Source organism: Clostridium sp. JNZ X4-2, assembly GCF_054889485.1.
This window is the reverse complement of sequence record NZ_CM142685.1, coordinates 2,645,981-2,659,295: the sequence shown is the minus strand read 5'-3', so window position 1 is coordinate 2,659,295 and position 13,315 is coordinate 2,645,981. Positions and strand designations below refer to the sequence as shown.

10 protein-coding genes are annotated in these 13,315 nt (G+C 31.9%); 9 read left to right on the top strand and 1 reads right to left on the bottom strand.

Going from position 1 to position 13,315, the window contains the following annotated elements:
* Positions 1–80: 80 nt before the first annotated feature.
* Entirely contained in the window at positions 81–1,541 is a 1,461-nt protein-coding gene (locus tag ACYUJ6_RS12790) for an aminotransferase class I/II-fold pyridoxal phosphate-dependent enzyme (protein ID WP_461843152.1), read from the bottom strand.
* Positions 1,542–1,824: 283 nt separating this feature from the next.
* Between ACYUJ6_RS12790 and ACYUJ6_RS12785 the strand changes: the two genes are divergently transcribed.
* The 9 genes from ACYUJ6_RS12785 to ACYUJ6_RS12745 all read left to right on the top strand — a co-directional run bounded on the left by ACYUJ6_RS12785 (position 1,825) and on the right by ACYUJ6_RS12745 (position 13,254).
* Positions 1,825–3,552 carry a phospho-sugar mutase gene (locus ACYUJ6_RS12785; protein ID WP_461843151.1) on the top strand — a complete coding sequence of 576 codons (1,728 nt, stop codon included), beginning with the start codon at positions 1,825–1,827 and terminating at the stop codon, positions 3,550–3,552.
* Positions 3,553–3,575: 23 nt separating this feature from the next.
* A complete protein-coding gene (locus ACYUJ6_RS12780) occupies positions 3,576–4,667 on the top strand; it encodes a tetratricopeptide repeat protein (RefSeq protein ID WP_461843150.1) in 1,092 nt (363 codons plus the stop codon).
* 32 nt (positions 4,668–4,699) lie between these two features.
* Positions 4,700–5,617 (top strand): UTP--glucose-1-phosphate uridylyltransferase GalU, encoded by a 918-nt coding sequence (gene galU, locus ACYUJ6_RS12775; protein ID WP_461843149.1) that lies wholly within the window; start codon positions 4,700–4,702, stop codon positions 5,615–5,617.
* Positions 5,618–5,740: 123 nt separating this feature from the next.
* Positions 5,741–7,594 (top strand): polysaccharide biosynthesis protein, encoded by a 1,854-nt coding sequence (locus ACYUJ6_RS12770; protein ID WP_461843148.1) that lies wholly within the window; start codon positions 5,741–5,743, stop codon positions 7,592–7,594.
* A gap of 4 nt (positions 7,595–7,598) precedes the next feature.
* Positions 7,599–8,780, top strand: coding sequence for a glycosyltransferase (locus ACYUJ6_RS12765; RefSeq protein WP_461843147.1), 1,182 nt, complete (start codon positions 7,599–7,601; stop codon positions 8,778–8,780).
* A complete protein-coding gene (locus ACYUJ6_RS12760; RefSeq protein WP_461843146.1) occupies positions 8,777–9,898 on the top strand; it encodes a glycosyltransferase in 1,122 nt (373 codons plus the stop codon). The genes ACYUJ6_RS12765 and ACYUJ6_RS12760 overlap by 4 nt, the downstream gene beginning before the upstream one ends.
* A gap of 27 nt (positions 9,899–9,925) precedes the next feature.
* Positions 9,926–10,927, top strand: a complete 1,002-nt coding sequence (locus ACYUJ6_RS12755; protein ID WP_461843145.1) for a glycosyltransferase family 2 protein — start codon at positions 9,926–9,928, stop codon at positions 10,925–10,927.
* A 28-nt stretch (positions 10,928–10,955) separates the two neighbouring features.
* Positions 10,956–12,245 carry an O-antigen polymerase gene (locus tag ACYUJ6_RS12750; protein WP_461843144.1) on the top strand — a complete coding sequence of 430 codons (1,290 nt, stop codon included), beginning with the start codon at positions 10,956–10,958 and terminating at the stop codon, positions 12,243–12,245.
* Between the two features lie 25 nt (positions 12,246–12,270).
* Entirely contained in the window at positions 12,271–13,254 is a 984-nt protein-coding gene (locus ACYUJ6_RS12745) for an acyltransferase family protein (protein ID WP_461843143.1), read from the top strand.
* Positions 13,255–13,315: the final 61 nt, after the last annotated feature.

Sequence of the window (13,315 nt, the reverse complement as noted above, 5' to 3'; positions counted from 1 at the left end):
AAAAGCGTTGAGTAAAAACTGATAATATAATAAATAGGTATATAATGGACTGATTAAAGTACTTTATATACCTAAATTGTTTATTTTACAACTTTAATGTATTCAACTTCGGGATCTTCTGTACCCTGGACGTATAGGCCAGTATCTTTTAATTCCTGTACGTAGTTTACAATTTCTCTTGTTATTTCTTCCCCGGGACAAAGTATAGGTATTCCTGGAGGATATGCCATTAAAAATTCACCGCTTATCATGCCCACACTGCTTTTTAAAGCTATTGGAATTTTTGGAGAATTAAAAGCTATTCGAGGTATTTTTAACTGTCTTGGTATATCAGGTATATCCAGAAAATCTGATTTTTTGTTTCCCATGCCGTAATATTCACTGCTTATTTCCCTTAAAGCGTTTATTAAAGAATTCATATTTTCCTTGGTATCACCAAAAGAGCCCACAGCTAGAACGTTATATATATCTGACAGTTCCATCTGAATGTGGTATTTGTTTGATAAAATCATATCCAAATCATAGCCGGTGATTCCCAAATCCCTGCAGGTTATAGTTATTTTAGTTGGATCCAGTGAAAAAACGCCTTCGTTTCCAACTATTTCCTCACCAAAGCAATAGAAACCTGGAATATTATTTATTTCATATCGGGCATAATTTGCAAGTTCAATGGCTTTGTCCAAAAGTTCTTTTCCATGAAGAGCTATTTGTCTTCTGGCACAATCCAGTGAAGCCATTAAAATATATGAAGGTGAGGTGGTTTGAAGCAGAGACATCACTTGCTGCACTCTATGTACATCAATGTATTTGGAGTTAACGTGAAGTAAGGAACATTGAGTCAAAGCGCCGATTATTTTATGTGTGCTCTGGGCACATATATCTGCACCAGCTTGTATAGATGATATTGGCAGGTTGTCATTAAAACCAAGATGTGGTCCGTGAGCCTCGTCTACAATTAATGGAATATCATAACTATGTACAATATCTGCTATTTTCTTTATATCCGCAGCCACTCCGTAATAAGTGGGATTTATAATTAAAACTGCTTTTGCATCAGGATTCTCCTGTAGAGTTTTTTCTACGGTTTCAGGAGTGACACCATGTGCAATTCCAACGGTTTTGTCTAAAGCAGGCTGCATATACACAGGTATGGAGCCGCTTAATATAATTCCGGCAGTAACAGATTTGTGAACATTTCTGGGAATTATCAGTTTATCTCCAGAAGCTACTACGGACATAATCATTGCTTGTATAGCTCCAGATGTGCCGTGAATTGAAAAAAAGGCAGAATCCGAACCATAAGCATCAGCAGCTAATTGTTGGGCTCTTTTTATAGGGCCGTTTGGATGATGAAGGCTATCCACCAGTTTAAATACGGTAACATCAATTTTAAAAGGATTTTCACCCATGAATTTTTTGAATTCCTCATCTACTCCCACACCCTTTTTATGCCCAGGGACATGAAAAGGTATGGTTTCCCTGTTCACATATTCCATTAGTGCATCAAATAATGGTGTTTCGTTTTGATCTAATCTATACAACTTGATAAAGCACCTTCCTTCATAAAAATATCCCTTTAATTCTTGAAATTAAAGGGCTGGGCTGCATTATTAATAAAAACTAATATAATTATATGTTAATTGATTTATAAATTCAACATTATGGGTGTAAATTTTGTAGAATAAATTATGGACAAATTTAAAATAATATTTCATATAAATATATAAAATGAAACTGCAGTAAAAATATGATGGCATAAGTGTTTTTAATTATGTTTTATAGTATAATAGTACTTGTTAAATATTGCATATAGGGGGAAATAGTATGTATAGAGAAAAATATGAATATTGGCTGAACTCACCTTATATAGATGAGGGTGAAAAATCAGAGTTAAAAGATATAACTGATGAAAAAGAAATAGAAGATAGATTTTATAAAGATCTGGAATTTGGTACAGGAGGCCTTAGAGGTTTAATAGGTTTAGGAACAAATAGAATGAACGTACACACTGTTGGAAAGGCTACAGAGGGATTATCAGAATATCTTGTAAAAAAATATAAAAAGGGTATTTCTGTGGCAATAGCTTATGACTGCAGGATAATGTCTAAGGAATTTGCACAGACAGCTGCATGTAATTTATGTGCCAATGGAATTACAGTCAATCTTTTCAAAACACTTCATCCTACCCCAATGCTTTCATATGCAGTAAGAAAATTGGAATGTAAGGCAGGCATTGTCATAACAGCATCACATAATCCCAAACAATATAATGGATATAAAGTATATGGGGAAGACGGCGGTCAGATAACAGACACTTCTGCAAATGAAATACTTTCCAACATAGAAAGCATTCAAGATTTTTCGGAGATAAAATATATGAGCATGGAAGAAGGGGAGAATAAAAAACTTCTTCACATAATAGAAGAAAAAATAGATACGTCTTATATAGAAAAGGTAAAAGATCTGGTGATAAGGAAAGAATTTGTACATTGCCATGCAAAGGAGCTAAAAGTAATATATACTCCTCTTCATGGAACGGGAAATGTTCCAGTGAGAAGAACTTTAAAAGAGCTTGGATATGAGAATGTGTTTGTGGTTAAGGAACAGGAAAAACCAGATGGAAATTTTCCAACGGCAGCATATCCGAATCCAGAGGATCCAAAAGTGTTTCACCTTGCCTTAAACATGGCAAAAGATATAGAACCAGATATAATATTTGGAACGGATCCGGACTGTGATAGACTGGGTGTAGTGGTAAAGGACGTCCAGGGTGAATACAAAGTACTTACTGGAAATCAGGTTGGAGTGCTTTTGACCCATTATATTCTAATGTCTTTGAAAGAGTTTAACAGGCTGCCTGAGAATGGTGAAATAGTTAAGACAATAGTTACTACGGAAATGGCAGCTCAGGTAGCTGCGGACTATAAAATAGATGTGACAGATGTACTTACTGGATTTAAATATATAGGAGAAAAAATAAAGGAATTTGAAGAAAAAGGGGATAAAAAGTTTATATTTGGTTTTGAGGAAAGTTATGGATATCTGTCTGGGGATTTTGTGAGGGATAAGGATGCAGTAATTGCTTCTACTTTAGTATGTGAAATGACTTTATATTACAAGATGCAGGGGAAAAGTCTTTATGAAGCACTAATAGATCTTTATAAAAAATATGGTTTTTATAGAGAAAAATTAATTTCTATAGAACTTAAGGGTAAAAAGGGACATGAGGAAATTGAGACAATACTGCATTGTTTGAGACATTCTATGAAAAGAACGCTGGGAAATGTGAAAATAATTAAAAAATTGGATTATAAATTAGGTGTTGAAAAAGATCTGGTGAATATAAGTGAGAATATCATAAAACTGCCTAAATCAAATGTACTTAAATTTATTATGGAGGATAAGTCCTGGTTTGTAGTAAGGCCCTCAGGAACAGAACCTAAAATAAAAATATATCTTTCTGTAATAGGCGGCAGTTTGAAAGACTCTCAAGATAAAATGGAAGCTTTTGAAAAAAACGTTATGAATATAATTGAAAATGCAAATTGCTGATAATGATGTAGGTGATAAAGTTTATGGATATAAAATCATATTTTGCAGAGAAGTTGTCTGAACTTCTATTTTTAGAAGTGGACAAAAAAAATATTGAAAAAATATTTGGAGTGAAGGTTTCAGGAAATGTATATTTGCCCGTGAACTCTAAATATATAGTAAATAATATCAAGTCAAAAAGAAATATGGATGAAATACCGGTAGGTTATTTCATTGAAGGAATGTTTTATGTGTTGGGGGCAGATGCAAAATTTAAGTTTGGCGAATATTACAAGAATATATTGAAAAGTGACCAAAACAATAATAAATTTATAAAAGGCATAATTGCAAAAAATATTAATGATAAAAACTATGAGGATGCTTATGTAATTTTAAAGGGGTTATCTATTTTAGAAGATACCAGGGAGGTATATGACAAACTCATAATTATGGTAGATGAAATCAGAAAGAAAGATAATATGTATGAAGAAGAGGAACTGGAAATCCTGGAAAAAGCTGAGCTCAAGGAAAATTATGCACTTCCCTATTTTTATGAAGCTATTATAAAAAAGGAAAAAGGAGATTATGAAGGAGCATTATTTTGTATAAACAACTATATAAAAAAAAGCGGAGAAGAGACTTTAGAAGTAACGGATCTGAAGCAGTGGTTAATATCCATTGTGAATTATGACAGGGGAAAAGAGCTTTTGGAGAATGAACCTGAAGATCCAACAAGAGCCTTAAAACTTCTAATACCGCTTATGGATACATTAGGTGACAATGCTCTGTTATATTATTATATTGCTGTTGCCTATAGAATGCTGGAAAACTATGAAAAGGCAATTTATTATCTAAATGAAGCTCTTAATATAGATAGCAGCATAGTAGAAATTGTAAATGAAATGGGAATAAATTATGCTTCTATTGGAGAGTATGAAACTGCTGTAGCTTATCTGAGAAAAGCTTTTGAAGCTACTAAATCTGTAGAAATATGTACAAATCTTATAATGTGCTACTTAAATTCCGGAAATTTAAAGGATGCAAGAATCCATCTGGAAATTGCAAAAAAGTTGAATCCCAAAGATGAAGTAGTAGTTAAATTGGATAATATAGTCAGGAATATACCTAAGCTCTAGAAAAATCACTTGGTGGGAAAGGAGATTTTACAGTGAATGTAAAAAAAGCCATAATACCGGCGGCAGGACTGGGAACACGATTTTTGCCTGCTACAAAGGCTCAGCCAAAGGAAATGCTACCTATAGTGGATAAGCCTACTATACAGTACATTATAGAGGAAGCGGTAGCATCGGGGATAGAAGAGATACTTATAATAACAGGAAGAAATAAAAGAGCAATAGAGGATCACTTTGATAAATCGGTAGAATTGGAAAAAGAACTGGAATGCAAGGGAAAAGATGAACTTTTGAAAATGGTAAGGGATATATCAAATATGGCAGATATCTACTATATAAGACAAAAAGAACCTAAAGGGCTGGGGCATGCAATAAGCTGTGCCAGAACTTTTGTGGGGAATCAGCCTTTTGCAGTAATGCTGGGGGATGATGTGGTGGATAGCCAGGTTCCCTGCCTGAAACAGCTTATAGATTGTTATAATGAGTATAAAACTTCCATTATAGGAGTGCAGGAAGTAGCCAAAAGTGAAGTTTATAAATATGGTATAGTGAAAGGCATGTATATAGAAAACAGAGTATATAAGGTTAAGGATCTCATAGAAAAACCTAAGGTAGAAGAAGCTCCTTCCAATATAGGCATACTGGGGAGATATATAATAACTCCTTATATATTTGAAATATTGGATAATACTGTTCCAGGAAAAGGAGGGGAAATTCAACTTACAGATGCTTTAAGGACACTTGCAAAAAATGAAGCCATGTACGCATATAATTTTGAAGGAAGAAGATATGATGTAGGTGACAAGCTTGGATTCCTTCAGGCTACAGTAGAGTATGCACTAAAGAGAGAGGAATTAAAAATACCCTTTATGAAATATCTTTTAAATTTAAAGGATCAGGAACTGTTTAAAAATGTACATGATGAATTAACTAAAAAGCAAATACCTACATAATATAACATAATTATGCAAAAGCTGTGGAATTAAAAAATGTGTTGAATAATTTCGTTTATGATGTAAAATAGATAAAGAGAGTTTTTATAGGGAACTCTTACAATGATCTTAGGAAGTGTTGAAATGCAGAAAGACAAAAAACTTATAATATACGATATATTTTTCCTGATAATCTCACTTTATTTTGCTTTGTTACTTAAGTTTGATTTTAATATACCGCCGGAATATATGATATTTTTAAAACTTTCCATTATTCCTGTGGTAGTTATAACTCTGTTATTAAACAAAATATTCAATTTATACAACAGTATATGGAAGTATGCCTCCGTGGAGGAACTTGTTTCCATTGTATATTCTGTGTCACTGGCCAATCTTATATTTATAATTTACAGTTATCTTATAAATTATAAATTTCTTGAAAACAGGTATTATAGATTTCCATATACAGTGCATATAATCTTCTGGATATTGTCCGTACTTGCATTGGGGGGAATAAGGTTTATATATAGAGTATCGGAAGACAGGAATACAGGAGAATATAAGAAAAGAAAAAGCAAAAGACTGCTTATAGTTGGAGCAGGAGATGCTTCAGCCATGCTTATAAAAGAAATAAAAAAACATAAAAATCTTAATTACAATATAATAGGGCTTATAGATGATGACAAATCAAAAAAGAGAAAAATGATAAATGGAATAAAGGTCTTAGGTGGGAGAGATCAGATTCAAAAGATATGCATGGAAGCAAATATAGAGGAAATAATAATAGCAATGCCCTCTGCAGATATTAAAACTAAAAGGAAAATTATAAATATATGCAAGAGTACAAAGTGCAAACTTAAAACTTTACCGGGAATATATGAAATGATAGATGGAAATGTGAACATCTCAAAGATTAGGGATGTAAATATTGAAGATTTACTTGGCAGGGAAGAAGTAAAGTTAAATAATGAAAATATAAGAAAATACATAAAAGACAAGATTATACTTGTAACAGGAGGGGGAGGATCCATTGGCTCCGAGCTCTGTAGGCAGATAGCCAGATTTGGGCCAAAACAGCTTTTAATACTGGATATATATGAAAATAATGTGTACGATGTTCAAATGGAATTGAACTATAAATATCCCCAATTAAATAAAAAAATAATTATAGCTTCTATAAGGGATGTGGAGAGGCTTTCAAGTATATTTGATAAATATAAACCACAGGTGGTTTTTCATGCAGCTGCACATAAACATGTACCACTTATGGAAAGTAATCCTGCAGAGGCAGTCAAAAATAATATAATTGGGACTTACAATGTACTTAAATGCTGTGACAAATTTAAGGTAGAGAAGTTTGTCCAGATAAGTACTGATAAGGCGGTTAATCCAACCAATGTAATGGGGGCTTCTAAAAGATTCTGCGAAATTATGGTTCAGGCTTTTGATGAAGTCAGTAAAACTGAATACGTAGCTGTAAGATTTGGAAATGTCCTGGGAAGCAATGGTTCTGTAATTCCATTATTTAAAAAGCAGATAGCTCATGGAGGACCTGTAACTGTAACCCACCCTGAAATAAATAGATTTTTTATGACAATACCTGAAGCTGCACAGCTTGTTATTCAGGCAGGTGCTATAGCTCATGGTGGAGAAATTTTTGTATTAGACATGGGTAAGCCTGTAAAAATAGTGGATTTAGCTAAAGATCTTATAACACTATCTGGATATGAACCAGATGTGGATATAAAAATAAAATATACGGGACTTAGACCGGGAGAAAAATTGTATGAAGAACTGCTTATGAATGAAGTGGCCTTGACTTCCACAGAACATGATAAGATATTTGTTGAGAAGCCAAATAAAATAGATATGAATTTTGTAGAACAATCCATAGATGAGTTTAAAAAAGTAGTAAATAGTGACAGGGAACGGATAATTGGAGTTATAGAAAAAAAAGTACCAACTTATAAAAGAAAAAAATATCAAAAGGATGAATAAGACCATGAAGAATGTGCTAGTTATTTCCCATATGTACCCTTCACCTTTTAACAGTGTTTTAGGTATTTTTGTTCATAAACAGGTGCAGAAGCTTATAAGTGAAGGATGTAAGGTAAAGGTAATATGCCCGGTGCCTTATGTTCCAGCTTTTTTAGGTGTAATAAAAAAATATAAATCTTATATTGACATTCCATCTACAACGGTGCTTGACGGAGTAGAAGTTTTTTATCCCAGGTATATTGAATTTCCCAGGGGAATTTTTTTGCAGTATTCAGGATTTTTTATGTATCTTGGCATAAAAAAAACCGTAGATAAACTGTATAAAAATTTTAAATTTAATGTTATACATGCACATACGGCAATACCCGTCGGGTTTTCAAGTATGCTTCTTGACAGAAAATACAAGGTGCCTTTTGTTGTAACCATCCATGGTCAGGATTTTCAGTATACTATAAAAAAGAACAACATATGCAGAAAAAATGTATTTAAGGTTTTAAAAGCTGCAGATAAAATAATAACCGTCAGCAATAAATTGAAAAATGTAATAACTGAAAAATATCTTCTAAATAAAACTGCAGTTATAAATAATGGAATTAATCCAGAGGAATATATAATAGATGAACAGATAGAACTAAGGGGAGAATATGTAATGCTCAGCGTCTCAGCTCTCATTAAGACAAAGGGCATAGATCTCAACATAAAGGCCTTATCAAAACTTGTAAAAAAATATCCTGGTATAAAATATTACATAATTGGCGGCGGAGAGGAAAGTAAAAACTTAAAAAAATTAGTAGAAGCATTGGATTTAGATAAAAATGTGATTTTTTTAGGAAAACTGCCACATTCTGAAGTAATAAAATATATGTCTTCAAAATGTGACGTTTTTTCACTTCCAAGCTGGCAGGAAGGGTTCGGCATAGTGTATATAGAGGCAATGAACAGCGGTATACCTGTCATTGGAGTAAGGGGCCAGGGTATAGAAGATGTTATAAAGGACAGGGAAAATGGATTCCTGGCTGAACCGCATGATGTAGATGATTTAGCAAATATTATTGATTATATATTAAGTCATAAAAGCGAGGCAAGAAAAGTCGGATTAAATGGGGAAAATACTGTGCTCAGTGAGTTTACATGGCTTAGAAATGCACAGAAGACCATTGATATATATGATGAAATTATGAGGTGAAAATTTTGAACATTGCTATGCTGCTTACAAATGGATTTGATCCTGATCCCAGAGTTTATAAAGAGGCGAAGTCCCTTACAAAGATTGGACATAAAATTACTATTTTATGTTGGGATAGAGATGGGACATATATAGATAAACCTGAAGAAAATTTAGATGGCATAAAAATAGTAAGATTTTTTGCAGAAGCGCAATATGGTTCCGGATATAAACAGATTTTTAAATTTTTAAAATTTAAAAGGCAGGTCTATGATTATTTAAGGAATAAGAATTTTCAGGCACTTCACTGCCATGATTTTGACGGACTTTTTATAGGAACAGGTATAAATAAAAAGCTTAAATTAAAGCTTATATATGACGAACATGATCTTTTTTATATGTACTTTTATAATAGACCGGGTTTTATAAATAAATTTATCTATAATTCGATTATTTTAATGGAGAAGCATATGTTAAAAAAGGTGGATATTCATATAGTTGTCACTCCAAAGATGAAACAGCTTTACAGCAAAATAAGCAAAAACATCTATATAGTGAACAATGCCCCATATAAGGACTTATTTGATAATATAGGGAAAATACCCAGTGATAAACTTAGAATTGGTTTTATAGGATCAGTAAGATATTATGAGGAAATGAAAGCACTTATAGATGCTTCACAAAAATACAGCAAATACATACAAATTATAATTTGCGGTAGAGGTATATACTCTGAACAGCTTGCTGAATATTCAAAAAAGTTTTCAAATGTACATATACAAGGAGTATACCATATAGATGAACTTGAAAGACTATACAGGAATATTGATATAACCTATGCTTTTTATCCTGGAAGTACGGCATCTGTATCCATGCCCAATAAGTTTTTTGAAAGCATAATAACTGAAACCCCAATTATTGCAAATGTGGCAACTGAATTTGGTTTTGAAGTGAATAAAAATGATTTTGGATATGGAATAGATGGGTATAATTTAGAAAAACAACTGGAAGATATTATGGAAAAGCTTGTAAAAAATCCAGAGGAAAAGAAAAGAATAATGGGCAATATGGCAAAATTAAAAAGAAATTATTTTTGGGAGGCCAACGAGGCTAAATTAAAAAAAATATATGGAAAGTAATTTATATAAGGTTAAAAGGAGATTCATATGTGTAATAAGGACACGGTATCAATAATAATTCCTGTATATAATGAAGAAAAGCACATTGAGAAATGTCTTGAATCTATAATGTGTCAGACTTATGAAAATATTATTGAAATATTGATAGTTGATGGTATGTCTACAGATTCTACTAGAAGTATAATAAAAAAATTTGAAAATAAAAAAATGACAATTTTGGATAATGAAAAAAGAATTCAATCTGCAGCACTTAATAAAGGGATAAAAGTGGCAAAGGGTGATATAGTTGTAAGAGTGGATGCCCATGCACTTTATGACAGAAATTATGTAAGCCAGTGTGTAAGTACTTTAAACAGGTTGAAGCCCCAAAAGGTTGTAAATGTGGGAGGACCTACATATCTACTGACTTCCAAATCCTATGTAGAGAATTGCATAGTGTTTTTGCATGAAAGTAAATTTGGAATAGGTGTTGCCAAGTTTCGGCAGAAAGATTATGAAGGATTTGTAGATACTGTGTGGAATGGCGCTTTTTGGAGGTGGATATTTGATGAGATTGGTTTATATAATGAAAACCTGCCCAGAAGTGAAGACAATGATTTAAACAATAGAATATTAAAGGCAGGTTATAGGATATACCAAAGCAAAAATATAATATCCTATTACAAACCCAGGAGCAGTATAAAAAAAATAATTTCTCAAAATTTTGGAAATGGTAAGGCAATAGGCGCATCACTGATTGGCAACAGGGAAATAGTTAGAATCAGGCATCTTGTTCCTCTCATATTTCTTCTCACTATAACTGTGTTTGGAATAACTTATAGATTATTTTTTGCAAGTAGAATTATAGAAATTTTAGCTTTGGGAAGTTATTTTATAATTGATATAGCAGAAAGTATGAAAATAGGAATAAAAAGTGGAATAAAATATATACCCTGTATGTTCATGCTTTTCTTTTTATTACATATAGTCTACGGAATAGGTACCATATGTGGATTTTTCAAATCATTTTTCACAAAAAATTACAAATAGAGATAATTAATGAACAGGAGGTTGCTGGATGATAGATGAAATTTATGACAGGCAAAGTAAAAGCAGAAAAATCTTGTCTGCTGCATTATACATATTTATAATAGCAGGATTGACTATAGGATATATAGGTTCCATCAAGTATTATAAATCATTTAATTTTATAATAAATTCTGGAATTTTAAAAAGAGCACTTATTATGCTTCCGCTGGCAATAGCTGTGGCCTATACCATTATATTTTTACTTCCAAATAGAATTAAGAGACTTACCAGTTTATATTGGCTTTTATTTTTAGTTTTAAGCATTACTCCGCTTTTAGTGGTTTATACAATGAGTGGTCTGGGAGAAAGCAAGAATTCTGCAATACTTATATATACTATAACTGCAATTGCTATAATTGGAGTTATCATAGTAAATAAAATGGATTTTAAAATACCACAGCTTACAATCAGCCCTAGGACTTTTTGGATATTTGTAATAGCATTTATGGCAATAGGTTATTCCTATTTAATATATAAGTTGGGATTTCCCACTAATATATTTGAATCTTTTAAAGATGTATATGCAGTAAGACTTAATTACAGAAATGAAGCCGGGAGATTTGTAGATTATTTTGTCCAATGGCTTGGGAATATAATAAATCCTTTTATACTTGCATTTTTAATATATAAGAAAAAGTATAAACTTGTATTTATACCATTTATATTACAGATTATTTTATATGGTTATGCTGCCTATAAGAGCCAGTTTGCAGTATTGATTTTAGCACCATTTTTTGGAATGATATTGAAATATGGTATAAAGAGAAGCTTTGTAGAAAAAATAATGGCACTTGCCGTAGCATTTGGACTTGTTGCTCTTTACTTAAAAAAGTTGTCCATATATCTTCTTGTAATAATAAGGATATTTCTATGGCCTTCACTTATAGCACTGGAATACTATGACTTCTTTTGGATGTATCCTAAAATGCTTTTATCACAAAGCATACTGGGTCATTTTTTCAAAAACATATACAATATGGATCCAAATTTCTATATGGCCACGGTATATTATGGAAGACCTGATATGAGATTAAATGTGACCTGGTATGGGGATGCCTATATGAACTTTGGTATTGCCGGGGTAATATTATTTTCCATACTGCTCTATTTTATAATGATAGTTATTAAGTCTGTAGAAACTAAAAATATATTTTTAGTTGGCACAATTCTATTTGGAGGAATAATGTCATTGTTTAACGGGCCTATACTAACTACACTGCTTACAAATGGGCTTGGAATGGGACTTGTTTTAGCCTACTTGCTGCCTAAAAAACTATAAATATTTCTATTTGCGGAGGTATAAGATGATAAAAAAATATTACAAGGATATGGATATAGCCAGGGGGATAGGTATATTTTTAGTAGTTCTCGGACATTCTTTCCCCGATTCACAGTTTAATAACAGTGCTTTTTATGCATATGTATATAAACTTATATATTCATTTCACATGCCGTTTTTTTTCATTATATCGGGTTTTTTCGCCTACAAAATATATGAAATAGAAAGCTTAAAAAATTATAGGCATTATATACATAAAAAATTGAAGAGACTGATGGTTCCGTATTTTGCAGTATCATTGGTAGCAGTTCCCATAAAATTGTATATGAACAATTTTGCTGCAAGACCTGTGAAGTTGAATGGCCTCATAACAAACATATTATTTTATCCGCTGGATATTCCAATACAGTATTTTTGGTTTATCTATACACTGTTTTTTATATTTGCAGTAGCTCCTGTTTTTAATAAACTGCCGGTAACTTTTACATTGGCCATAACATTGGCTTTAAATTTGCTGTTTACAAAACAAATAGGATTATTTTATGTATATGGGATAATACATTATCTGTTTTATTTTTTCGTTGGAATTTATTTAAAAATTACATATGACAGGTGGAAAAATATTAAGGGTAAATATGTTATAGTTTTATTGTTTTCAGTATTTCTTGTAGTTATCAATATATTTGTTGTAAAAAAAGAAGTATATCCTTATTATAATTTGCTTACGGCTCTTGCAGGCAGCAGTATATTTTTACTTGTATCACAGCTTATAGTCAATTCTTCAACTGGGGAGTTATTTAGAAAAATAGGAAAATACAGCTATGATATATATTTATTGTCCTGGTTCTTTCAAACAGGGGCCAGGGTTGTATTCTATCAGATTTTCAAACTAAACTACAATATGGTAATTGTAATAATGCTTTTTATAGGGTTTATGCCGATATTCATGTCTAAATGGATATTTAATAAAAGGCCCATGCTTGGAAAAATATTTTTAGGACATAAATGAATTGTTATTTTCAAGTAAAAGTTCATTGATTTTATTTCATTGTATATAAAATTAATTAGTG